Source organism: Halegenticoccus soli (assembly GCF_002844195.1).
GTDB classification, from domain to species: domain Archaea; phylum Halobacteriota; class Halobacteria; order Halobacteriales; family Haloferacaceae; genus Halegenticoccus; species Halegenticoccus soli.
Genome location: NZ_PEND01000001.1, coordinates 333,842 through 354,647, shown reverse-complemented (window position 1 = coordinate 354,647; position 20,806 = coordinate 333,842). Strand labels below are relative to the sequence as shown.

The 20,806-nt window shown below is 69.5% G+C and carries 24 protein-coding genes; 8 read left to right on the top strand and 16 right to left on the bottom strand.

Translation table 11 applies throughout. The features are described from left to right. Positions 1–50 precede the first annotated feature (50 nt). Both CNO20_RS01760 and CNO20_RS01755 read left to right on the top strand, forming a co-directional pair. A complete protein-coding gene (locus CNO20_RS01760; RefSeq protein WP_101294309.1) occupies positions 51–1,985 on the top strand; it encodes an aldehyde ferredoxin oxidoreductase family protein in 1,935 nt (644 codons plus the stop codon). An 83-nt stretch (positions 1,986–2,068) separates the two neighbouring features. Continuing rightward, positions 2,069–2,731, top strand: a complete 663-nt coding sequence (locus tag CNO20_RS01755) for a class I SAM-dependent methyltransferase (RefSeq protein ID WP_101294308.1) — start codon at positions 2,069–2,071, stop codon at positions 2,729–2,731. A 33-nt stretch (positions 2,732–2,764) separates the two neighbouring features. Here the strand turns inward: CNO20_RS01755 and CNO20_RS01750 are convergent, their stop codons facing one another. The 7 genes from CNO20_RS01750 to CNO20_RS22865 form a co-directional block, all read right to left on the bottom strand. Continuing rightward, positions 2,765–3,103 carry an AzlD domain-containing protein gene (locus tag CNO20_RS01750; protein WP_101294307.1) on the bottom strand — a complete coding sequence of 113 codons (339 nt, stop codon included), beginning with the start codon at positions 3,101–3,103 and terminating at the stop codon, positions 2,765–2,767. Further along, the gene (locus CNO20_RS01745) at positions 3,100–3,801 is read right to left on the bottom strand and encodes an AzlC family ABC transporter permease (protein ID WP_101294306.1); all 702 of its coding nucleotides are present in this window, start codon (positions 3,799–3,801) and stop codon (positions 3,100–3,102) included. The genes CNO20_RS01750 and CNO20_RS01745 overlap by 4 nt, the downstream gene beginning before the upstream one ends. Positions 3,802–3,885: 84 nt before the next feature. Further along, positions 3,886–4,338 carry a DUF8048 family protein gene (locus tag CNO20_RS01740; protein WP_233203864.1) on the bottom strand — a complete coding sequence of 151 codons (453 nt, stop codon included), beginning with the start codon at positions 4,336–4,338 and terminating at the stop codon, positions 3,886–3,888. Then, entirely contained in the window at positions 4,338–4,715 is a 378-nt protein-coding gene (locus CNO20_RS01735; protein WP_101294305.1) for a MoaD-like domain-containing protein, read from the bottom strand. Before CNO20_RS01735 ends, CNO20_RS01740 begins: the two co-directional genes overlap by 1 nt. Further along, complete coding sequence (locus CNO20_RS01730; RefSeq protein ID WP_101294304.1) at positions 4,712–4,993, bottom strand: ubiquitin-like small modifier protein 1; 282 nt, start codon at positions 4,991–4,993, stop codon at positions 4,712–4,714. Before CNO20_RS01730 ends, CNO20_RS01735 begins: the two co-directional genes overlap by 4 nt. A gap of 41 nt (positions 4,994–5,034) precedes the next feature. Next, on the bottom strand, positions 5,035–5,421 hold the full coding sequence (locus tag CNO20_RS01725) for a DUF7971 family protein (RefSeq protein ID WP_101294303.1): 387 nt from the start codon (positions 5,419–5,421) through the stop codon (positions 5,035–5,037). A gap of 31 nt (positions 5,422–5,452) precedes the next feature. Further along, the gene (locus CNO20_RS22865) at positions 5,453–5,608 is read right to left on the bottom strand and encodes a hypothetical protein (RefSeq protein ID WP_158237351.1); all 156 of its coding nucleotides are present in this window, start codon (positions 5,606–5,608) and stop codon (positions 5,453–5,455) included. Between the two features lie 150 nt (positions 5,609–5,758). On the opposite strand from CNO20_RS22865, the gene CNO20_RS01720 reads away from it, so the two are divergent. After that, positions 5,759–6,577: a sugar phosphate isomerase/epimerase family protein gene (locus CNO20_RS01720; protein WP_101294302.1), complete on the top strand. Its 819-nt coding sequence runs from the start codon at positions 5,759–5,761 to the stop codon at positions 6,575–6,577. Between the two features lie 26 nt (positions 6,578–6,603). Here the strand turns inward: CNO20_RS01720 and CNO20_RS22500 are convergent, their stop codons facing one another. Together CNO20_RS22500 and arcS are read right to left on the bottom strand one after the other, a co-directional pair. Then, positions 6,604–7,191, bottom strand: a complete 588-nt coding sequence (locus tag CNO20_RS22500) for a hypothetical protein (protein ID WP_143423129.1) — start codon at positions 7,189–7,191, stop codon at positions 6,604–6,606. A 497-nt stretch (positions 7,192–7,688) separates the two neighbouring features. Continuing rightward, the gene (gene arcS / locus CNO20_RS01705; protein ID WP_101294299.1) at positions 7,689–9,440 is read right to left on the bottom strand and encodes an archaeosine synthase subunit alpha; all 1,752 of its coding nucleotides are present in this window, start codon (positions 9,438–9,440) and stop codon (positions 7,689–7,691) included. A gap of 58 nt (positions 9,441–9,498) precedes the next feature. Between arcS and CNO20_RS01700 the strand changes: the two genes are divergently transcribed. Then, positions 9,499–9,963: a pyridoxamine 5'-phosphate oxidase family protein gene (locus tag CNO20_RS01700; RefSeq protein WP_101294298.1), complete on the top strand. Its 465-nt coding sequence runs from the start codon at positions 9,499–9,501 to the stop codon at positions 9,961–9,963. Between the two features lie 42 nt (positions 9,964–10,005). Here CNO20_RS01700 and tgtA read toward each other — a convergent pair whose 3' ends face one another. The 5 genes from tgtA to CNO20_RS01675 all read right to left on the bottom strand — a co-directional run bounded on the left by tgtA (position 10,006) and on the right by CNO20_RS01675 (position 14,987). Then, positions 10,006–11,496: a tRNA guanosine(15) transglycosylase TgtA gene (gene tgtA / locus CNO20_RS01695; RefSeq protein ID WP_101294297.1), complete on the bottom strand. Its 1,491-nt coding sequence runs from the start codon at positions 11,494–11,496 to the stop codon at positions 10,006–10,008. A gap of 86 nt (positions 11,497–11,582) precedes the next feature. Then, positions 11,583–11,861 carry a YgaP family membrane protein gene (locus CNO20_RS01690; RefSeq protein ID WP_101294296.1) on the bottom strand — a complete coding sequence of 93 codons (279 nt, stop codon included), beginning with the start codon at positions 11,859–11,861 and terminating at the stop codon, positions 11,583–11,585. Positions 11,862–12,009: 148 nt separating this feature from the next. Continuing rightward, positions 12,010–12,774, bottom strand: a complete 765-nt coding sequence (locus CNO20_RS01685) for a CPBP family intramembrane glutamic endopeptidase (RefSeq protein WP_233203862.1) — start codon at positions 12,772–12,774, stop codon at positions 12,010–12,012. A 185-nt stretch (positions 12,775–12,959) separates the two neighbouring features. Then, on the bottom strand, positions 12,960–13,508 hold the full coding sequence (locus CNO20_RS01680) for an NUDIX domain-containing protein (RefSeq protein WP_101294294.1): 549 nt from the start codon (positions 13,506–13,508) through the stop codon (positions 12,960–12,962). A 216-nt stretch (positions 13,509–13,724) separates the two neighbouring features. Continuing rightward, entirely contained in the window at positions 13,725–14,987 is a 1,263-nt protein-coding gene (locus tag CNO20_RS01675) for an aryl-sulfate sulfotransferase (RefSeq protein ID WP_101294293.1), read from the bottom strand. 158 nt (positions 14,988–15,145) lie between these two features. Here CNO20_RS01675 and CNO20_RS01670 point away from each other — a divergent pair, with 158 nt between their 5' ends. The 3 genes from CNO20_RS01670 (at position 15,146) to CNO20_RS01665 (ending at position 16,973) form a co-directional block, all read left to right on the top strand. After that, positions 15,146–15,997: a UbiA family prenyltransferase gene (locus tag CNO20_RS01670; RefSeq protein ID WP_332888988.1), complete on the top strand. Its 852-nt coding sequence runs from the start codon at positions 15,146–15,148 to the stop codon at positions 15,995–15,997. Between the two features lie 57 nt (positions 15,998–16,054). Next, positions 16,055–16,411: a lycopene cyclase domain-containing protein gene (locus CNO20_RS24200; protein ID WP_332888987.1), complete on the top strand. Its 357-nt coding sequence runs from the start codon at positions 16,055–16,057 to the stop codon at positions 16,409–16,411. Positions 16,412–16,676: 265 nt separating this feature from the next. Next, complete coding sequence (locus tag CNO20_RS01665) at positions 16,677–16,973, top strand: hypothetical protein (RefSeq protein WP_101294292.1); 297 nt, start codon at positions 16,677–16,679, stop codon at positions 16,971–16,973. 621 nt (positions 16,974–17,594) lie between these two features. Here CNO20_RS01665 and CNO20_RS01660 read toward each other — a convergent pair. Both CNO20_RS01660 and CNO20_RS01655 read right to left on the bottom strand, forming a co-directional pair. Then, positions 17,595–18,746, bottom strand: coding sequence for a right-handed parallel beta-helix repeat-containing protein (locus tag CNO20_RS01660; protein WP_101294291.1), 1,152 nt, complete (start codon positions 18,744–18,746; stop codon positions 17,595–17,597). Positions 18,747–18,979: 233 nt separating this feature from the next. Further along, positions 18,980–20,215, bottom strand: a complete 1,236-nt coding sequence (locus CNO20_RS01655) for a sulfatase-like hydrolase/transferase (RefSeq protein ID WP_101294290.1) — start codon at positions 20,213–20,215, stop codon at positions 18,980–18,982. Between the two features lie 175 nt (positions 20,216–20,390). On the opposite strand from CNO20_RS01655, the gene CNO20_RS01650 reads away from it, so the two are divergent. Then, entirely contained in the window at positions 20,391–20,624 is a 234-nt protein-coding gene (locus CNO20_RS01650) for a hypothetical protein (protein ID WP_101294289.1), read from the top strand. The last annotated feature ends 182 nt before the right edge of the window (positions 20,625–20,806 follow it).

Genomic DNA, 20,806 nt, shown 5'->3' with positions numbered 1-20,806 from the left:
GAGCCAACGACTAACACGCTTCGGCCCCAATATAACTAACGACTATTACAATGACAGAACTCGGCGGCTTCCAGGATCACGTGGCGCGGGTCGACCTCTCGGAGGGGGACGTGCGCTACGAGAGCATCGACGACGAAGACGCGAAGAAGTACATCGGCGCGCGCGGCCTCGGGGTGAAGTACGTCTTCGAGCAGGGGCCGGACGTCGATCCGATGGGACCGGACAACCTGCTGGCGTTCATGAACGGCCCGCTCACCGGCACCCAGACGGTGATGAGCGGTCGGATCGCCGTCTGCACGAAGTCCCCCCTCACAGGGACCGTCACCGACTCCCACCACGGCGGCTGGAGCGGCGCGCGGCTCAAGTGGGCCGGCTTCGACGGCCTGCTCTTCACCGGCAGGTCCGAAACGCCGGTGTACGCCCTGGTCGAGGACGGCGAGGTAGAGCTCCGCGACGCCTCGCACGTGTGGGGGACGGGCGTCCACGAGACCATCGAGACGCTCGGCGAGGAGGTCGACGGCGCGGTCGGCAAGAACCTCAGCGTGATGGCGATCGGTCAGGCCGGCGAGAACCAGGTCCGGTACGCCTGCATCGTCAACGAGGACGACCGGGCGTCGGGCCGCGGCGGCACCGGCTGCGTCATGGGGTCGAAGAACCTCAAGGCGGTCGTCGTGAAGTCCGGAACCCGGATGCCCAAGCCGAAGGAGCCCGAGACGTTCCAGAAGGGCTACCAGCAGGCGATGCAGGTCATCCGCGAGTCCGACGTCACCGCGCCGAACGAGGGGGGGCTCTCGGTGTACGGGACGAACGTCCTGATGAACATCACGGAGGAGATGGACGGCCTGCCGACGCGGAACGGCCGCTACACCAGCACCCACAGCTACCGCGACGACGGCGGCCCCGACATCGACGCCGAGCGCGTCTCGGGCGAGAACGTCCGCGAGAACATCCTCGTCGACGAGCCGACGTGTCACTCCTGCCCGGTCGCCTGCAAGAAGGAGGTCGAGGTGTCGGCGATGCACAAGGGCGAGGAGATGAACGTCCGGATGGAGTCCTACGAGTACGAGTCGGCGTTCGCGCTCGGCCCCAACTCCGGTCACACGGACCGCGACAAGATCGCGGTGATGATCGACCGGTGCAACGGCTACGGGATGGACACCATCGAGACGGGCAACATGATCGCCATGGCGATGGAGATGACCGAGGAGGGCAAGTTCGACGACCTCGACGAGGGGATCGACTGGGGCGACTCCGAGGAGATGATCGACCTCATCGGCCGCATCGCGGAGCGCGACGGCGACCTCGCGGACGCGCTGGCGGACGGCTCGGAGATCCTCGCCGAGGAGTTCGATGCCCGCGAGAACTCCCTGGGCGTCAAGGGTCAGAGCATCCCGGCGTACGACCCGCGCTGCATGAAGGGCATGGGCATCGGCTACGCCACGTCGAACCGCGGCGCGTGCCACCTGCGCGGCTACACGCCGGCCGCCGAGATCCTCGGCATCCCGGAGAAGGTCGATCCGTACGAGTGGCGCGGCAAGGGCGAGCTCTGTGCGGCCTTCCAGGACCTGCACGCCATCTCGGACTCGTTCGACATCTGCAAGTTCAACGCCTTCGCCGAGGGCATCGAGGAGTACGTCATGCAGTACAACGGCATGACCGGACAGGACCTGACCGAGGACGAGCTGATGAAGGCGGGCGAGCGCATCTACAACCTCGAACGCTACTACAACAACCTCGCCGGCTTCGACGGGGCGGACGACTCGCTGCCGTCCCGCTTCGTCGAGGGCGAGGGCGCGATCCCCGGCCAGGGTGCCTCCGAGGGCGAGCTGTGCGAGCTCGACGAGATGAAGGAGGAGTACTACGAGCACCGCGGCTGGGTCGACGGCGTCGTCCCCGACGAGAAGCTCGAAGAGCTCGAAATCGACATCGGCCCCGGCACCGGCGTCAGCGCGAGCGGCGACAGTCCCGCCCCGGCTGACGACTGAGCGGCGTTCCGCCGTGAGGGTGAGCGCCGACCGAACGGCGCGTCCGCGACTGATTTTTCCCGCCGCGCGCCCAACTCCGCGCCATGAGCGACGAGCCACGCCCCGCGAAATCCGCGGACGAACTGCGCGCGATCTACGCGGAGCAGGCCCCGCGGTTCGCCCTGGCCGAACCGATCGATCGCCTGCTGGTCGGCCGGCAGCGCCGACGCCTCTTCTCGCGGGCGGAGGGGCGGGTCCTCGACGTGGCGTGCGGCACCGGGACGAACTTCCGGTACCTCCCCGACGGCGTCGATCTCGTCGGCGTCGATCTCAGCCCGGAGATGCTCGCCCGCGCTCGAACGCGGGCCGACCGCCTCGGGGTCGACGCCGACCTCCGCGCGATGGACGCCGCCGACCTCGACTTCCCGGACGACAGCTTCGACGCGGTGATCTCGGCGCTGTCCACCTGTACGTTTCCCGATCCCGCCGCGGTCCTGCGGGAGATGGCGCGCGTCTGCGAGCCGGACGGGCGGATCCTCCTGTTCGAGCACGGGCGCAGCAGCGTCGGACCCGTCGCCCGGTTCCAGGACTGGCGGGCGGAGAAGCACTTCGAGAAGATGGGCTGCCGGTGGAACCAGGAGCCGACCGAAGTGGTGACAGAGGCTGGACTGGAGGTGCGACGGGTCCGACGCGGTCGTCTCGGTATTTTCACCGCGATGGAGGTGAGCCCGGTCGTCCGCGGCGGAGAGGGCGAGAGCGCGACCTGATCCGGCGGCGAAGTCGTCGGACGGAGGGCGCGTTCAGAGGAGGAACCGCAGCGTCCACAGCGCGACCATCCCGGCCCCAATGGTCGCGAGCACGTTCTCGGTGCGCCACGCGACGACCGCGGCGAGCGTGCCGGCGATGAGCCGGTCGTCCGCGAGCGTCCCCGTCACCGTCGGCTGCGCGTCGATCAGGGCCGGGAACACGAGCGCCGCGAGCACCGCCGGCGGGACGAACCGGAGGGCCCGCCCGACGCGCGGGGGGACCGCGTCGGTCCGGCCGAACAGCGCGATGAACGAAAAGCGGATCGCGTAGGTGACCACCCCGATGGCGACGATGACCGCCCACACCGCGAGCGGGCCGTAGCTCGTCGTCACTCGGCGCCCACCCCGACCGACGCCTCCGCGACCGTCCCGACCACGACGCCGCAGAGCGCGCCGAGCAGCAGCCCCAGGTTCAGCGGCAGCCCCGCGCCGGCGACGGCGACGACGCCGGCGGCGACCGCCGCCGCGACCGACGACCGATCCTTCATTTCGGGCATGAGCAGCGCGAGGAAGACGAGCGGGACGGCGAACTCCAGCCCCCAGGACGCCGGGACGCCCGCGCCGAGCAGCACCCCGGCGAGGGTGCCGGCCTGCCAGACGAGCCAGACCGTGATCGAGAGGCCGAGGTAGTACCAGCGCTGCTCCGGCGCGTCGGGGGAGAAGCGCGCGACGGTGAGAGCGTACGACATATCGGTGAGAAAGTACGCGAGCAGCGCCCGCGCTCGGCCGGCCACGTTCCGGAAGTGCGGCGCGATGGACGCGGAGTACATCAACATCCGGAGGTTGATCACGGCCGCGGTGACGACGACGACGGCGAGCGGCGCGTCCCGGCTCAGGAGGTCGAGCGCCGCCAGTTGCGACGCCCCGGCGAAGACGAACACCGACATGCCGAGCGCCTGAACGACGGAGAGGCCGGCGTTCGCGGCGGCGACCCCGGCGACGAGCGCGAAGGGCGCGATTCCGAGCAGGAGCGGCCCGGCCGCCCGCACGCCGGTCGAAAACTCGGGCGGAACGGAGCGGAGTCGTGACATGCTACCTACTCGGCCGTCGGCGAGTGAAACGTCTGCCGATGCGGCGTCGCGGTTCCGCCGCCGGCGCGGGGATCTCGCCCCGGCTCAGCGTCCGATCACGGCGGCCTCGCGGATCTCCAGCGCGGCTTCGAACTCCTCGCGCCGACCCTCGCGGGATCCGAAGCGGCGGAGCTGCTCCTCGTGGGCGCGCCGGATCGCGTCGGTCTCACGGCGCTCGAAACCGAGTTCCGCGCCGACCTCCTCCCAGTGGCCCCGCTGGACGAGGAACGCGCAGGCGTCGGGCGTCTCGTTGACGAGTTCGTACCGGCGTCGGTAGTCGTCGAGCCGCGGCCCGAGAGCCGACTGTGCACGGGCGACGAGCCCCGGCAGCTCCTGCGGCGGGACGCTCGCCTTCGCCGCCGTCAGGAGGAGGATCTGGCCCTCGATGGGCGATTCGTCGTCCCCGTCCGCGACCGCCGACTCGGCGCCCCCGACGGGCGGCTCCGCGTCGGGGCGGTCGTCGGACCTGTCGTCGTGGGGGCGGTCCTCGTCGGGCATCAGCCCCCCGCGCGCATGGCTTTCTGCGAGAACCGCTCGACGAGCGGGTCGATCACTCCTCTCTCGCCCTCGAAGACGACGGTCACCTCCGTGAGATCCAGGGACGGGCCGACGCCGACCGAGTCGCTGGAGAGGGTCGCCCGCCAGCCGTCGCCCTCGACGACCTCGACGTCGTCGGCGTCGTCGTCTTCGGCACCTTCGGCTGCGTCGTCGCCCCCGTCGTCCGCCGAATCGGCGTCACCGCCGTCTCTCTCGCCCGCGCTCCGACGCTCGCCGCCGAGGTTCGTCAGGTAGTGGATCGCGAGGCGGGTGGAGATGCCGCGGAAGGACTTCTCGCGTCGGACCGTCCCGCCGTCGGCGGACGCGTCGTCCGTCATCGGCCCCCCGCGACCGGCGGAAACACGCTCAGCGTGTCGCCGTCCGTCAGGTCGGTGTCCACGCCGTCGATGTGGAGCACCTCCCGGCCGTTCTTCAGCACGTTGATCTGCGGCTTGAGGCCGCCGTCTTCGAGCAGATTCCCCTCCAGCCCGTCGAACTCGTCTTCGAGCGCGGCCAGCACGTCGCCCACGGTCGCGCCCTCGCCGTACTCCCGCTCTATGGTCTTCGAGCCGACCGCCTCGCGAAAGGTGGCGAAAAAGCGGAGTTGGAGCTTCATACACCCCGATGGGTCCGCGTCGGGTAAAAAGGTGCGCGCGATCAGCGGTCGCCGAACCGGATGCCGTCCTCGACCAGTCGGGCGTTCCGCTCCCGGTCGAGATGGTCGGCGAGCCAGTCGACCTCGTAGAGCTGCATGATGAGGTCGGCCTGGAGGTTTCGCCAGGCGATGGCGTAGATAGGCGACTGCCCCCACGCGCGGAGTTCGGGGACGAACTCGTCGTACCGTTCGAGGTGATCGTTCAGGCGTTCGAGCACGTCGACGACGTAGCTCGCCGCCTCGGACTCGTCGTCGGCTTCTTCGACGGCGCGGTTGACGCGCGCTTCGATGCCCTCGACCGCGCGCCGCATGTCCTGTTCGACCGCGTCGCTCCCCTCGGGCAGCGATTCGAGGATCGGTCTCGGGACGCCGAGCGAAATCGTGTCCATGTCGCGGAATGGCGGGGCGGGGACTAAAAGCCTAGTCCGCGTTCAGGAACGATCGGAGCTCCCGGCCGCACTCCCGACAGAGCAGCACCTTCAGCTCGCCGTCGGCGTCGAGAACGTCGACCGCCGCGTACGCGTCGCGGGCGGGGTGAACCCGCGATCCGCAGCGGTAGCAGGCGTGAGATCGCATCCGCCCGGCGAGAGGGGGCCGAGGGAGAAGAACCTGGGGGTCGACGCTCCCGGGCCGGGACGCCCCGACCGCCGCGGCGGGCTCGAAACGCGCGGCGGTTTCGGACGGGCGCGAGGAAAACCCTTAGGCGCCGGTCGACGACGGGCGGGTATGCGCACCGGAATCCAGCTGTACTCGCTTTGCGCGCTCGACGAACCGCTCCCCGACCTCCTCGACCGCGTCGGCGACACGCCGTTTCAGGGGGTCGAGTTCGCCGGCCTCGGCGACGCGTCTCCGGACGCGGTCGCCGAGGCGCTCTCGGCGAACCGGTTGGCCGTCGCAGGGGCGCACGTCGGAATCGACGAGCTCGAAGCCGAGTTCGACGACGCCGTCGCCCGGTACCGGGCGATCGGCTGCGAGACCGTCGTCGTCCCGTACCTCCCCGACGAGGCGTTCGAAAGCGCGGATGCCGTCTCGCGGACCGCGGAGCGGCTCTCCGACCTCGCGGACCGCCTCGCCGACGTCGGACTCGACCTCGCGTACCACAACCACGACCACGAGTTCGTCGGCCTCGGCGACGACGTCGCATCGGCCGACGATAGCGCCGCGTCGGCCGCCGACCGCGCCGTCTCCCCCGCCGATTCCGGCGGCGAGACCGCCTTCGAGCGGCTGCTCGCCGAGACGGACGCCCGGCTCTCGATCGAACTCGACGCGGGATGGGCCGCCGCCGCCGGGCACGACCCGGTCGCGCTCCTCGACGAGTACGGCGACCGGATCCCGATCGTCCACCTCAAGGACGTCGCGTTCGAGGCGCGAACCCCGGTCGAACTCGGGGAGGGCGACCTCGACGTCGACGCGGCCGTCGACGCGGCTCGCCGCGCCGGCGTCGACTGGATCGTCTACGAGCACGACGACCCGAGCGATCCGGCCGAGTCGCTCGCCCACGGGGCCGCGGAGCTGTCTCGACTCGTCGGGGCGGACGACAGGTAACACGTCGAAAAGGGGCGCCGTCGCCGTCAGTTGGCGACGAAGCCCGACGCCGAGTCGGCGCTCGATCCGTCGTCGGGGTCGGCGTTCGAACCGCCGTCGGAGCCGCCGTCCGATTCCCTGCCGGACCCGTCGGATCGGTCGGACTCGTCCTCCTCGCGACGGTCCGGGGCGCGCCACGGGCGCTCGGGATCCCGTCCGCCGACGTCCGGCCGGTCGGCGGGTTCCGTCGGCGGCGAAGTGGCAGAGGGCGGCGCGGCGCGCCGCCAGTCGGCCGACATCGGTCGAACGTCCGGCCGCCCGGCCATCTCTCCGACGAGCGACGCGAGCGTCATCGGCGCGTCGGTTCCGGCCCGTCGCGCGGCCCGATTGATCCCCCGCATGCAGCTGAAAAGCGCCTGGATCGCAGCCTGCCGCGTCGGCGCGTACCCGAGCGACCTGACGCTGCTCGCCTCGCCCGCGGATTCGCGACACCGGAGTTCCCAGCCGTGACCCGGGACGTGCTTCGCCTCGACGGCGATCCGCCACCGCTCCGGCCGGAACCGGACCTCGTCCCTCCCAAACCGTTCGACCGTCCAGCCGGACGGCGGGATGATGTCGCTGGTCAGCGGTTCCATGGGCGTCCTTCCTCCGAGCGTGATACCGCCGAGTGACGGCCCGCACGGCCGCCGCGCGGCGTCGACCGTACTGACGTCGAGTGGTTTCCGATGGATACCATGTGTCTCCCCCCTCACAGCGGCCGTTGCATCTCACCGCACAGCGCGCTGTGGGGACGCAGCTATTTTCAGGTCACTCTAGGTCATAAACAGCCGAGATCGTACGGAAACTAATTTGCGTTTTCACCTGGCCGTCCCCTCGTAAAATCTACGCCCTCTCGCGTAATTCGCTATTTCAGCCGGTGAAACGGCACGGCGGCGCGGCCCGACCGCATCCCGGCCGCGCGGCGGTCCGCGAAGCGCGCCGTCGCGTCGGAGTGGTAAGAAGCCGAACCGTTTACTCCGGACCGCGGGGGATCGAGGGCGGTAAGCTCCGATTTACCGCGCGAAACAGTCACACCCGCGGTACAGTGCGGCGGCGAACACGGCCCTTCGGCGCGGCGAACCGAGCGACTCGGCTACGTTTCCTCGACGTGGCGGACCTCGGAGGCGACGCCGCGGGTACTTTCGACCATTTCGGGGCCGGACATCGCGGCCCGGCCGACGGCGAACGCCGTCGGCCCTTCGACGACGACCTCGTCGCCGGGACGGATGTCGTCGTCGGCTCCGACGACCCCAGGCGCGAGAACGCTCCCGTGCGGGACGAACCCGTCGATCTCGACGCGCTTCGTCGGGGCGTCGCTCTCGACCCAGCGTCGCGCGCCGTCGAGGGTGAACGAGAGGACGCCGTACTGGGGAACCATTGCGGCCAACTGGGTCCCCGCGTCGTCGCGGACCTGCAACTTCGGGTAGCGACCCGTCGTTCGGATATCGTCGAAGATCGCGTCGCCCGCCCCGGGACCGAACTGGTAGTCTGCGATGGCCCGCACCGTGTTGTGCTCGCGCTCGCGCTTCGAGTACTTCAGTTCGCCCGAGAGCGCGTCGCGCAGGTTCGAAAGCGACTCCGCCGTCGTCGGGTGATCCTCGACGGTGTACTCGAAGGGCACGTCGACGGCGGCCTCGACGCGCTCGCAGATGTCGCGGTAGCCGTGCGGCGGGACGTGCGCGACGACGCGGGAGTACTCGTTGCGCCGGAGGTACCGCCGGAGCACCTCCGCGACGAACTCCGTTTCGTCCCCGGACCAGCGGCCCGTGACGACCGAGTCGTAGTGCTGCGCCGGGTAGGTGAGCTCGAGCTCCTGCGGGACGACGCCGATCGGCGAGGTCATCGACACCTGGTGGGCGCGCCACTGGATCGCGTCGTGGTACTGCCCGTGGCTCTGAGACTCGCTGTAGGGCTTCTTCGCGGAGCAGGGGACGAGCACGAGCGGGTTGTCGAAGCGGTTGCGGTAGCGGGTCGTCACGCGCTCGGCGAAGCGCTGGATCTCCACCCGGCGGAGCGCGTCCTCCGAGGCGGCCAGGAGTCGGCTGTCGCGGATGACCGGCGTCCGCTCCTCCAGGTAGCCGTACTGGCCGTCGAACTCGCGGAACGCCGCGGTGAGCCACGCGTCGTGGCGGGCCTGTCCCTCGATGTAGTCGCGGAGCCGCCCCGCGCGGATGCGCTCGCGGACGAGCGCCAGTTCGGCCCGGAGGGCGTCGACGTTGTGCTCGACGCAGTCCTCGCGGGTGAACTCCTCCCGGGGCGTGCGACACGCCGGGCAGGCGCACGGGAGGTCCTCCAGGTCTTCGAGGAAGTACTCGCCCTCGCTCGTGAGGTACTTCCCCTGGGTCCCCTTCACCTTCGCCTTCTTCGCGTCGACGAGGTCGACACCGGCGTAGACGAGCGTCGCGACGTTCGCGGGCGTGGCGACGCCCGAGAGCGCGAGCGCGGCGTCGGCCGGGAGCGACTCCTTCGCGGCGATGATCGCGTCCTTGAACGCCGCCGCGTGGCCGACGAAGCCCGGCGCGTCCGAGAGGACGTAGGCGTCCGTTCCGGCGTCCGACGCGGCGTCGGAGGCGACGACGGCGGCCGTCGGGGTGTCGAGGTCAGGGTGCTCGACGGCGAACGACCGCTTGATCTCGTCGCGGGTGCCGGCGGGGAAGGCCCGGTGCGGGAGCACGGTGAGCGCGGCGGGATCTCCGTCGGGGACCTCCCGATCTTCGGCCCAGAGGCTGCCGGCGTCGACGAGCACGTCGTCTACGAGCGCGGGCGTCGAAAGCGGCTCGGCCAGTCGGAGTTCGCCGATGCGGGCGGCCCCGTCCCGGGAGAGAACCTCGAAATAGTCGGTCATGCGTCGCCCTCGGCGACGGAGCGTGAACTATCTTGCTTTGTCGGGGCGTCGGGGAACCATGGTCAGTGTTTCCGGCGCGTGGTCCCTCGAAGGCGTCGAGGCGTTCTTCGACGACGCCGCGATTCCCCTGCGCCTCGCCTGTCGAACCCCCGCGGACGATCTCTGGATGCTTTCGCTGTGGTACGTGTACCGCGAGGGCGAACTCCGCTGCGCGACGGGGCGGGACGCGGACGTCGTGCGCTTTCTCGAATCGAACCCGGAGGTCGCCTTCGAGGCGTCGACGAACGAGCCGCCGTACAGGGGCGTCCGGGGGCGCGGGGTCGCCGCCGTCGAACCGGACGAGAACAAGGCGCTCCTCCGCGACCTGCTGGAGCGCTACCTCGGCGGAATCGACTCCCGGCTCGCTGCCTCGCTGCTGTCGCCCGAGCGCGAGGAGGTCCGGATCCGCATCGAGCCGACGAAGCTCTACAGCTGGGACTTCGCGGACCGGATGGCGGACGCGAGCGCCGACGACGCGGAGTGAGGACCGACGCCAAACGAGGGCAGACGAAGAACGCGGACCGACTCACTCGTCGGCCGGCGGCGTCCGTCCGAGCCGTTCGACCGTCACCGAGTCGGGCACCTTCGACAGCGCCGCCTCGGGCCAGCCGGCGTGCGCGAGCGTGAACGACGCGTCGGGGTTGAGGTCGACGAGCCGCGCGACGCCCTCGGCGGCGGAGGCGTAGGCGTCCGCGTCGAGGCGCTCCGGCACCTCCGCGGTCAGCGGGTACGTCTCCGAGAGCGCCCGCGGAAACGGGCCGAACGGGGGCACGACCCGCCACGCGTCGTCGTACTCGTCGGTCGAGGGCGCGTCGCCCTCGGTGAGCAGGACGTTCCCGGACGCGGGGAGGCGATCGAGCCGCCGGCGGTGGCGGAGCACCTCGGGCCGGCGGGCGCTCTCGTTCGAGAGGTAGAAGAACGCGCCCTTCGAGGCCGGGTCGGAGCGTTCGAGCTGTTCGGCGTGGTCGAGCAGCGCGCGGTAGCCGTCGAGCATCGCGGGGTGGCCGCGGGCGCGGGTTTCGACCAGTTCGAGGAGGTTACCCGACCGGACGGCCTGCTTGATCCGCCGGATCTCCGCGTACGTGACGTGGAGGTTGTGCTCCGCGAGCAACCGCTCCGTCCGCTCGCCGTCGAAGCCGCGGAGGTCCTCGGGCGCGTGGTCGGCGCAGATCGGGCAGGCGCAGGGGAAGTACGCCAGGTCGTCCAGGTGCTCCGTCCCCCGAACCGTGAGATACCGGCCGTCGCGGGCGTACAGCGCGTACGCCGCGGAGTCGAAGAGGTCGCAGCCGAGCGCGACGGCGAGCGCGAACATCATCGGGTGGCCCGCGCCGAACAGGTGGACGGGGCAGTCCGCCCCGAGCCCGCGCTTCGCGGCGGCGACGACGTCGACCATGTCCGCGTAGCGGTAGGCGTTCATCAGCGGCACGACCGCGCCGACCGGGAACACGTCGAGGTCGGTCTCCGCGGCGCGGCTGCCGGCCCGCTCGCGGAGGTCCGGGTAGGTCGAACCCTGGACGGGCGCGTTGACGAGCATGTCGCCCGTGTCGACCGCTTCCGCGTCCGCGAGCGCCCGCTCCGTCACCCGGAGCTCCTCCTCGGCCCGCTCGCGGTCGACGTCCGGCGGGGTGGGGATGTCCACCGGCGTGCCGATGTCCGAGCCGACGTCCCGCTGGAATCGGAGGATCTCCTCGGTCGTCACGTCGATGTCGCCGTACTCCGCGAGCTGGAACGATCCCGAGTCGGTCATGATCGCGCCGGAGAAGTCGAGAAGCTCGTGGAGTCCCTCGTCGAGGGCTCGCTCGCGGAGGTCGTCGGTCTTGCGGATGATGTAGGAGTTGGTGATGAGGATCTCCGCGCCGAACTCGGATTCGAGCCGGGAGGGCGGAATCGTCACCAGGTTGGGGTTGATGACGGGCAAGAGCGCCGGGGTCTCGACGGTCACGCCGGCGCGCGGGACGGTGAGCCGCCCGATACGCCCCGCGAGGTCCCCGTCGCGGAGTTCGAAGCAGTCGCGCATATCCGCCGTTTCGACGGCCCCGCGGTAAGGGTTGCGTTCGGCCGACGCGAGGAGCGTCAGGGACGAAAAAAGCGGTTGGCGCTCGCCTAGCTGGGTCGTCCCGCCTTCATCTCTTCGTCGGCCTCCGTCGCGGACGGGCCGCGGTACGTGTCGATTCCGAGCGCCCTGTTGAGGGGGCACTTCTGCGTGACGGCGGTGACGGTCAGCACCGCACCGACGACGAGCGCCGCCGCGACGAGGACGGCCCCCAGCGTTCCGGCCGCGATCGTGACGAATCCGCCGATCGCGGCGAGGCCGACGATCAGCAGGATCGGGCCGACGACGAACCGCGCGATGCGGTCGTACCCGCCGACGTTCTTTTGCATGGATCTTTCACCGAATATCCGTACGCTTCGCGCGAGCATAACCTTGTATTCTATTCCCACGATTCGAAAACAAGCTGGCCGAGACGACACACACCGACGCCTGTACGTTCGATGCAGCGATAGATCGGGGGAGCGAATCGGCCGTCGGTCAGAAGACGGCCGGCGGCTGCATGTCGCCGAACTCGATGGCGACGTACAGGATCGCAAAGAGCGTCGCGTTGTAGGCCCCGTGGATGAGCGACGAGACGACGATGTTGTCGGTGAGTTCGTACGCGACGCCGAACACGAGCGACGGGAAAAACAGGATCGAGATGGTCGTCAGCCGCGCGCCGGAGGAGCCGCTGAGCGCGAGAAAGTGTATCGCGGCGAACAGGGCCGCGGCGACGAGGATCGCGATCGTCGGGGAGAACGCCTCACGGAGGCGACGCTGGACGATTCCGCGGAAGAGCAGCTCCTCCCCGGGACCGATGATGAGGAACGACGCCGGGATCAAAAGGAGCAGCACCTCGGGGTTGGCCGCGCCGATTTCGGCGGTCTGGTTGCTCGCCGTCTCGACGCCGAGCGCCTGGATGACGACGCCGGCCGCGATGATGAGTCCGAACGAGGCGAGCCACCCCCCGATCGCGACGAGGAGGTCGCGGAGCGAGGGGATCCGGATCCCGACGTAGTCGAGGCCGAGCCCCCGATACTGGAGGTAGGCGAGGGCGACGCCGCCGAAGGACAGGTACTGGTTCAGGACGAGCAGGAGGAGGATCGTGACGGCGATCGGAAGCTCGGCCCCGAGCAGGTCGATGGCGCTCGCGGCGATCACCACGAGGATCAGAGAGACCACGACCCCCGCGAGCCCCGCACCGACGCCGACGCCGAGCGCGCGCACCTTGTTGGACGCCGCGTTCATCGAAGGGTCCGACATACACGCGTGAGGAGGGTCCGAGGGACCAAAGCCGTTCGGACGCGGTGACGGCAAGATCCGCCGACTCGACGGCGTCGACGGTCGGCGCGGCCGATCGCCTCGCGGTCGGCGTCGTTCGCGGGGTCTGACGGGACCCGGAGGCGGAGATCCGGCGATCCGTGAGGCGTTTCGCGGCGGCGGGAGGCTCAGCGGACGGCGAGTTCGTAGTGCTGGACGCCGAGCGCCGTCCGGCCGTCTCGAACGTCGCCGTCGAGGATCGACGCGAGCAGGTCGTCGTACGCCGTCGTCGCGACGCGGATGCTCTCGTTGAAATCCAGGTCCCGCTCGCCGGTCGGTTCGCAGCCGCGGGCGACGAAGTAGTGGTGGACGGAGTTCGCGATACCGTTCGTCGGTTCGACGGTCACGAGCGGCTCGACCGTCTCCGCCTCGTACCCGGTCTCCTCCGTCAGCTCGCGCCGCGCCGCGGCCGCGAGGTCGGCGTCCTCGGGTTCGGTCGATCCCGCGGGGAGCCCGCGGTTGATCCGGCCGACGGCCTGCCGCCACTCCTCGATGACGACAACCCGCCCGTCCGGGGTGAACGGGAGAATCACGACCGCCGGCGGCTCGTCGACGTAGTGGTAGTCCGTCTCCGTCCCGTCCGGGAGGCGAACGTCGTCCCGCCGGACGTCGAACCCCGGACAGGAGTAGTCGATCGCGGAGCCCGTCGTCTCCCAGGCCAGTGGGTCGTCTTCCATACCCGTCCGTCGCGTTCGCGGGCGAAAAGTCCGGGTGGTACGCGGCGAGGGTCGAGCGATTCCCCTCCGACCCCGACGAGAGATACCGGGGCGTTCGGGAGGAGGACGAGAAGCGAGATCTGGTCAGTACCTGGTCGAAACCCGGTCGGGATCAGTCGAGAGCGGGAGCAGGATCGAGAGCGGGTCGAGATCAGATCGGGTCGAGATCAGATCGGGTCAGGATCGAAGGCGGAGCCGGAGTCGCAACGCGCCGCCCGCGACGATCATCGCCAGAGAGACGAGGGAGAGGAGGAGGTGGACCTCCGACAGCCAGAAGGGCAGCGGGAAGCTCGTCCGGAGCACCTGGAGCAGGGACGAGAGCACCGGGACCCCGCGATCGGGAGCCCCGGCTCCGTTTTCGCCGGGGGCGACCGGTCCGTTCGGAACGCCGGATTCGCCGTACAGCGGGGCGCCGACCGTCTCGCCCTCGGGGAGTCGTTCGGCCTCGTAGGGGACGTAGTCGGTCCGGTAGCTCCAGACGACCTCGCCGTCGGGATCGACCTCGACGAGCCGCTGGTTCGCCGAGTCGGTGATGAGGGTGTTGCCGTTCGGCAGGCGGTCGGCGTCGCGCGGCCAGGCGAAGCTCACGCCCTCGGCCTCGTACAGCGCCCACGCGACCTCCCACCCGCCGTCGTCGTTGCGGTGGAGTTCGACGATCCGGTCGTTCTCGCTGTCGGCGACGAGCACGGCCCCGTCGCCGAGCCACTGCGGGTTGTGCTGGTGGTTCAGGTGGCGTGGGTTCCTGTCCTCGTTGATCACGTCGACGACGCCCTTCCCGCGCTCGACGATGAGAATCTGGTTCGCGTTCCGGACGGAGACGAGGTAGCGGTCCTCGCCGATGCGGTCGACGTCGTTGATGTGGAGCCAGTCCACCTTCGTGGGATCCTCGGGTGCCTCGTAGTAGCTGCTCGCGTTCCACTGCCAGGTGATCTCCCCGTTCTCGACGGTCACGACGCGCTCGTGTTCCATGTCGGCGAGGACGTACCCGCCGCCCGGCAGGGGCTCGACGTCGTGAACTTCGCTGTTCTGTCCCGTTCGGACGGGGAAGCTGTACTCGTGAACCACGCGCGGCTCGGGTTCGGGGTCGACGATTCGGAAGCCGGTCCGGGTGCAGGGCGGTTCGTAGGGGCCGCACTCCCCGTATCCGGTGTCCATGAAGCCCGCCAGCACGCTCCCGTTGTCGAGCATCGTCACGTCGAAGTAGCTCGCCGCGCTCCACGAGCGCCACGTCTGGTTCGTCCCGTCGAGGAGGTAGACGCTCCCGCGTTCGTGGAGTCCCGCGCCGCCGCCCTGCGAGCCGACGAGCGTCCGCCGCGTCTCGTCGCCGTCGTCGGCGACGCCGATCGTCGGCGCGAGCGCCGCGCCGCCGACGAACGTCAGAACGAACAGGAGGACGCCGCCGGCGAGCAGCGCGGTGCTCGTGGTCCGTTTCGACACCATTAGTCGGTGAGATTGTGTCACCCGGGCGCAAATAGGCTTCTATCCGCACCGGGAGAGTCGAACCGACTCCGGAAGGGGCGGGCGGCGCTCTGACGCGCGGGCGAGAGCGGGCGCGAACCGTGACAACACCTATGGCGCTGACGGCCGCTAGTGCGCACATGGAGATCGCACGGCACGGCACCGGTCCACCGGCCGCGCTCCGCGCCCTCGCCTCGCAGATCCACCCCGTGTTCATGCTGCCGCCCCTCGCCACCTCCGCGTTCGGGGCGGTGCTCGCCGGCCGGTTCGCGCTCGATCTCGCCGCCCTCCACATCGCGGCGACGTTCTTCGCGCTGTACACGGCCCACGTCAAGGACGGCTACGTGGACTTCTACGTCCGCGGCGAGGACGACGACCACCCGCTGACCGCGCGAGGGTGCAAGCTGGCGCTCGTCGGCGCGTCAGCGGGGTTCTTCCTCGCCGCGGCGGCGCTCGGCGTCCTCGTCGGGATCGGGGCCGCCCTGATCACCCTGCCCTGCTGGCTCATCGCGTACTTCCACGCGCCCCAGCTCGACATGAACCCCGTGACCGCGACGGCGGGCTATCCCGCCGGGATCGCCGTCACGCTCGTCGGCGGATACTACGTCCAGACGGGCTCGATCTCGGCGACCGTCCTCGCGTTCGCGGCGGTGTTCGTCGTGCTCCTCTCCGGCATCAAAGTCATAGACGACTCGAAGGACTACGAGTACGACCGGTCCATCGCCAAGCGGACCGTCGCCGTCGCGCTGGGGCGGCGGCGCGCCCGCGTCTCCGCGTACCTCCTGATGGCGACGGCGCTTTCCCTCGTCGTGGCGTTCGCGGCCGCGGCGCTTTTCCCCCCGAGCGCGGTGTTCGCCGTGGTCGTGTTCGCCGGCGTCGCGCTCGTCGCCCGCCGGGCCGACGACCGACTGGCGACGATGCTCCTCATCAGGGGTTCGTACCTCTTTCTCGCCGTCCTCGTCGTCGCCGTGTGGTTCGAGCCGCTGTCGTGATCCGTTCGGGCGGCGGGCGGGGTCAGGGTTTTCCACCTCCCGGCCCGAACGGGGCGTATGGTTCCCGACATCGGCGTGCTGGGTCCGTACACTTACCTCGCGACGGAGATCTTCTGGGGCTCGGTCGCGGCCGCCCTCTTGTACTACGCCGACGCGTTCCGCCGGGCCGCCCGGACGATCGTCGCGCTGTACCCGATCGCGTACGCCTGGGATCGGTACACGCTCGAAGTCGGCGTCTTCGAGATCCCGCTCAGGACGGGCGTCGATCTCCTCGGCATCCCCATCGAGGAACACCTGTTCATGATCGTCGTCCCCGCGCTGGTCATCGGCGTCCACGAGACGCTCCGGGTGGTGCTGGACGAGCCGTCCGGCTCGGACGACCGGGCCGCGGCCGCGAACGACGGGGACGCGTGACGAAACCCGCGGTCGCGATCCGTGACGACAGCGATCCGCGATAACAGGATCGCGGCGCGCGTCGTCGGGTGCTTCCGCGTTGCGCGATGCGCTCGTCGCAGGCAGACAGAAGCGTCCGAACGACGTCGAAGCGGAAGCATATCGTTTTCGGGTCGCGGAGACGAATCGCACAACGTAATCCGGCCGAAGGGAAAGATCGTTATCCCCCCGCGCTCTACCGCCGGCAACGACGCCGGACCGACAGCCGGCGAACGCACCGCACACCATGTCCGATCCGTACGATCTCGACCTCGGGGCGAACTGGCGGGTCCGAGTCGGCGACGGCCGCGTCGACTACGTGGACGACTCGTCGGGCGTCCGCGTCGCCATCACCGAGTTCCAGCGGCACCTCCAGGTGTACTGGTGGGTCGACGTGTACACGCGAGAGGACGGGACGTGGATCGGGCGCGAAGTCGGCCTCGGCGACTCCTACAGGGACCCGGAGAGCGCCGCGGAAGCCGCACAGAGCGTCGTCGACGCGGTCTGTCGGGGCGACGATCTCGCCGGCGTCGAAGAGGAGTGACGGATCGGCCGGCCTGCCGGCGCGGGTTCCCGGCCGCGATCCGACGGAGCAGTTCCGCCGCCGACGCGCCGCGGGGTTCGAATCGGCTCAGCGCCGCGGACAGAAGTCCTTCGAGCCGTCGTCCGACTCGGAGTCGCCGGTGGGGGCGTCGCCTGAACCGTTGGATCCGTCCGGTTCGGGGTCCATCTCCTCGAACCGCTCTCTCTTCTCCGGCGGCTGCTCCTCGATCGGCGCGGCGTCCCCGTCGGACGCCCCGGAGTCGTCCTCGGGCGCTTCGGGCTCCTCGGACTCCTCGGGTTCCTCGGGCGTCTCCTCTACCTGCTCGTCCTCGGAGGTCTCCTCGCTCTGCTCTTCCTCGGCCGGCTCCTCCTCGGTCGAGTCTTCGCTCGGCTCTCCCTCGTCGCTTCCGTCCCCCTCCGACGCGTCGTCGCCCTCGCCGTCGGGGGCGGTTTCGTCCGAGCGTTCGGGGAGCGGACAGGTGCCGTCGGTGGAGATTCCGGAGGTTTCGACCGACGAGCCGCCGCGGGTGCGGACGGCCTCGTCGGTGGCGTTGATCGTCGTGTTCGAGACCTCGTTGTTCTCGGAGTCGTCGAAGAAGATGCCGTCGCGGCCCTCGCCCGTCTACTGGATACAGCTGTCGCGGACGACGTTGTTGTCGCGCCGGAACCGCATCGCGGCCCGGAAGGAACCCCCGCCGGTGATCGAGGTCGTCTCGATCGTGCGGGTGCCCTCGTCGGCCTCGGTCGCGTTGTCGACGTAGATGCCGTAGCTCGTCCGCGAGCCGTCCGAGCCGATGGTCGTGTAGCTCTCGTCGACGTAGATCCGGGTGTCGCGCACCTCGAACGACCCGCCGGAGTACGCGCCGACGATGCCGCCGGTCCCCTCGCCCCCGGCCATCCGGATGTCGCAGTTCTCGACGGTGACGGGGCCCGGCCCGTCGGCGATGCGGACGCCGCGCATGTTCGTCGCGATGTCCTCGGGGAGCGGCGGCTCCTCGGTGACTTCGAGGAACGCGTCGGTGAGGGAGCTCCCCCGGCTGCCGAGGCGGACCTGCGCGACGTTGTTGTTCCTGAACGTGCCGCCCTCGACCGTGATGGGCGCGGTGGAGTTCGACGCGTACAGCCCGTTGTTGGCGAACCGTTCGAGGTGGCAGTTACGCACCGTCACCGGTCCCTCGGAGTTGAGGTAGACGCCGACGGAGTCGCCGCCGTCGGTCGCCACCACGTTCTCGATGAGGCCGCTGCCGTCGGACCGAAGGATCTGGAAGGCGAAGGCGATGCCGGAGCGGCCGTGCCGTCCGACCTTCCGGATGTCGCGCAGCACGAGCCCGTCGTACGCGCTGATGTCGAACTCGGGTCCGACTCCCTCCGCCGTGTTGTCGACGGTGAAGTTCTCGATGCGAAGGTTCTCGACCTCGCCGCCGGCGATCCACAGCTCGGGGTCGTAATCGTCGCCGGGGACGAGCGTCGCGTCGCCCTCGCCGACCATCGCGAAGTTCGTCAGCCCGTACAGGATGAGGCTGTTCGCGACGTACGTCCCCTCGGGGAACTTGACGAGCGTGTCGTCCGCCGCGACCTCGGCGAACACGTCGTCGATCGGCTCCTCGCCGGTGTTGTCGGCGCCGGCTTCGACGATGTTCACGACGTTCTCGTACGCCCCTTCGTCGCCCGAAGCGACGGTCGGTCCAATCGCGGTCAGGGAGGCGACGCCTACCGCGCCGAGGTAGGCGCGCCGACTGATCGATGCCCGGAATGAAGACTCCTCCTGAGCCATACAGGGGGACCCAAACAGTCTTCCAAAATAAATTGATCGACCGCGTGAAATTCACTAGTGTTTAAGTATTTTGACGATAATGTCGGGAGTGAACGCCGGTATTTCTGAACATTCACAAAGATGGCGAGAGCCATCTCCTCCCGGACGAGCGTCCACCTCCAGGGCGCGCGTTCGAAACAGGGGTAGAAAAATCTGTCCTAGTCGCTCCGACCGGATCGTCTCGCCCCGGTTCGTCAGAGACTCGCCGCCTCTGCGACCGATCCGGCGGCATCGATCACACGACCGCGTTCCCGCTCCGATTCGACGTGGGCGTCGACGAGGCGCCGGCCGAGCGCGCGGAGCGCCGGGCGGTCCGCGTCGTCCCACCCGTCGGCGGTGCGGACGGCGACGCGCTCGCTGTCGGGCCGCCAGACGTAGCGCCACGACTCCCCGCGGACAGCGAGCGCGGGATCGTAGTTGCGCGCGAGGACGGTCTCGTCCAGGACGGGTTCGTACCCCCGACCGCTCGCGAGCGCCGGGAGCAGATCGGGGAGCCGACGCAGCGAGAACGGCCGTTCGACCCGCCCCTCCGGGCCGTTCAGGACGACGAACGGGACGTGGGTCATCTCCTCCGAGACGCGCTGGCCGTGGCCGTACACGCCGCCCTCGCCGAACGCCTCGCCGTGATCGGCGTGGATGGCGATCAACGGTTCGTCCCCCGCGTCCGCCGCGAGCCGCCGGAAGAACTCGTCCGTGTACCGGATCGTGTCGTCGTACGCCCGCACGAGCACGTCGTGGAACAGCCGTTCGAACCGGAGGTTCGACCCGCCGGCGAACAGCGACAGGTTGGCCGGGTAGGTGAGCAGCCGCGACTGCGAGCGGTACCCCGATCCCGGCAGGTACGGCATGTGAACGTCGACGAGGAAGAGCCACAGGAAGTACGGGCTCTCCGCGTCGGCGATCCACGCCCGCACGTCGTCGTAGAACGCCTCCCACGACATGAACATGTCCTGTCCCTGCCACCAGTTCAGGAGCTGAACCAGCAGATCTCCGGCGAGGCTCGTCTGTCGGCCGTCGCTGATCAGGCCGCTGGAGACGTTCTCGTCCATGAAATCCTCGAAGAAGTCGAAGTCGCGGTCGAAGTTGAAAAACCGGGAGGTCCACGGGTTCGCCGTGAACGCGGCCGTCTCGTACCCCATCTCCCGGAACCGTTCCGGGAGCGTGTGTCGGGTCCGCATGTGGTGCCGAATGCGCTCCGTGTACGGGACGCCCGTCGAGTCGGGTTCGTGGATCGGGTACTGCCCCGTGAATATCGTCGAGACGGAGCTGTTCGTCTCCGGGGCCGGGGCGATCGCGTTCTCGAAGACGAGCCCGTCGCGGGCGAGCGCGTCGAGCGTCGGGGTGACGTCTTCCTCCGCGCCCATGAACCCGCAGCGGTCCGCCCGCCAGCTGTCCACCGTAACCAGAATCACGTCCTTTCGATCCGCCATTGTCGCCTGTGCGGACCGGTGAGGACTTCGTTATGTGTCCGGTACCGACCGATCGAGCGCGTGACAGGCTTCGAGCGGCTTCTCCGACGGCGGTAGATCGAGCGTAACCGCCGGGCGCGCCCGCGGTAGTCACCGGATAACAAAGCTCCGTTCGGCGTGAATTACACCGACCGCTATGAGTCAGACAACGACGCGATCGCGGACGGTCGAACTCCCCGCGCGGATCCACAGGCGCGTCGAGGCGCGCCTCCCCCGCAGCGAGTTCGGCTCGACGGACGAGTACGTCACGTTCGTACTGGAGGAGGTCCTCTCGCGGGTCGAGGACGCGACCGAAGAGGAGAACTTCCAGTCGATCGATCGAACCGAAGTCGAAGATCGGCTCAGATCCCTCGGCTACGTGTCCGACTGAACCGCGACCGGCGGCGCGTTCGACGGTCGACGGGCACAACGATGAAATACATTCGGGGACGTACCTCCAAAACAAAGTCCCCGGCGTGCGCTCGGAGCGCGTCGAGCGACAGTCCGTCCCGAATTTTTCACCCGTCCCACGCCACGAGCAATGAGAGACACCGAAACGCGAACGGCGCGCCC

Coding starts and splice junctions, on each gene's coding strand:
- CNO20_RS01730 (WP_101294304.1), bottom strand. CDS start 4,993: ATGAAGCTCCAACTCCGCTTTTTCGCCACCTTTCGCGAGGCGGTCGGC.
- CNO20_RS01760 (WP_101294309.1), top strand. CDS start 51: ATGACAGAACTCGGCGGCTTCCAGGATCACGTGGCGCGGGTCGACCTC.
- CNO20_RS01685 (WP_233203862.1), bottom strand. CDS start 12,774: ATGTCGGACCCTTCGATGAACGCGGCGTCCAACAAGGTGCGCGCGCTC.
- CNO20_RS01650 (WP_101294289.1), top strand. CDS start 20,391: ATGAGTCAGACAACGACGCGATCGCGGACGGTCGAACTCCCCGCGCGG.
- CNO20_RS22865 (WP_158237351.1), bottom strand. CDS start 5,608: ATGCGATCTCACGCCTGCTACCGCTGCGGATCGCGGGTTCACCCCGCC.
- tgtA (WP_101294297.1), bottom strand. CDS start 11,496: ATGCGCGACTGCTTCGAACTCCGCGACGGGGACCTCGCGGGGCGTATC.
- CNO20_RS01740 (WP_233203864.1), bottom strand. CDS start 4,338: ATGCCCGACGAGGACCGCCCCCACGACGACAGGTCCGACGACCGCCCC.
- CNO20_RS01680 (WP_101294294.1), bottom strand. CDS start 13,508: ATGGAAGACGACCCACTGGCCTGGGAGACGACGGGCTCCGCGATCGAC.
- CNO20_RS01700 (WP_101294298.1), top strand. CDS start 9,499: ATGGTCAGTGTTTCCGGCGCGTGGTCCCTCGAAGGCGTCGAGGCGTTC.
- CNO20_RS01665 (WP_101294292.1), top strand. CDS start 16,677: ATGTCCGATCCGTACGATCTCGACCTCGGGGCGAACTGGCGGGTCCGA.
- CNO20_RS01755 (WP_101294308.1), top strand. CDS start 2,069: ATGAGCGACGAGCCACGCCCCGCGAAATCCGCGGACGAACTGCGCGCG.
- CNO20_RS01690 (WP_101294296.1), bottom strand. CDS start 11,861: ATGCAAAAGAACGTCGGCGGGTACGACCGCATCGCGCGGTTCGTCGTC.
- CNO20_RS01745 (WP_101294306.1), bottom strand. CDS start 3,801: ATGTCACGACTCCGCTCCGTTCCGCCCGAGTTTTCGACCGGCGTGCGG.
- CNO20_RS24200 (WP_332888987.1), top strand. CDS start 16,055: ATGGTTCCCGACATCGGCGTGCTGGGTCCGTACACTTACCTCGCGACG.
- CNO20_RS01735 (WP_101294305.1), bottom strand. CDS start 4,715: ATGACGGACGACGCGTCCGCCGACGGCGGGACGGTCCGACGCGAGAAG.
- arcS (WP_101294299.1), bottom strand. CDS start 9,440: ATGACCGACTATTTCGAGGTTCTCTCCCGGGACGGGGCCGCCCGCATC.
- CNO20_RS01660 (WP_101294291.1), bottom strand. CDS start 18,746: ATGGCTCAGGAGGAGTCTTCATTCCGGGCATCGATCAGTCGGCGCGCC.
- CNO20_RS22500 (WP_143423129.1), bottom strand. CDS start 7,191: ATGGAACCGCTGACCAGCGACATCATCCCGCCGTCCGGCTGGACGGTC.
- CNO20_RS01655 (WP_101294290.1), bottom strand. CDS start 20,215: ATGGCGGATCGAAAGGACGTGATTCTGGTTACGGTGGACAGCTGGCGG.
- CNO20_RS01720 (WP_101294302.1), top strand. CDS start 5,759: ATGCGCACCGGAATCCAGCTGTACTCGCTTTGCGCGCTCGACGAACCG.
- CNO20_RS01670 (WP_332888988.1), top strand. CDS start 15,146: ATGGAGATCGCACGGCACGGCACCGGTCCACCGGCCGCGCTCCGCGCC.
- CNO20_RS01725 (WP_101294303.1), bottom strand. CDS start 5,421: ATGGACACGATTTCGCTCGGCGTCCCGAGACCGATCCTCGAATCGCTG.
- CNO20_RS01675 (WP_101294293.1), bottom strand. CDS start 14,987: ATGGTGTCGAAACGGACCACGAGCACCGCGCTGCTCGCCGGCGGCGTC.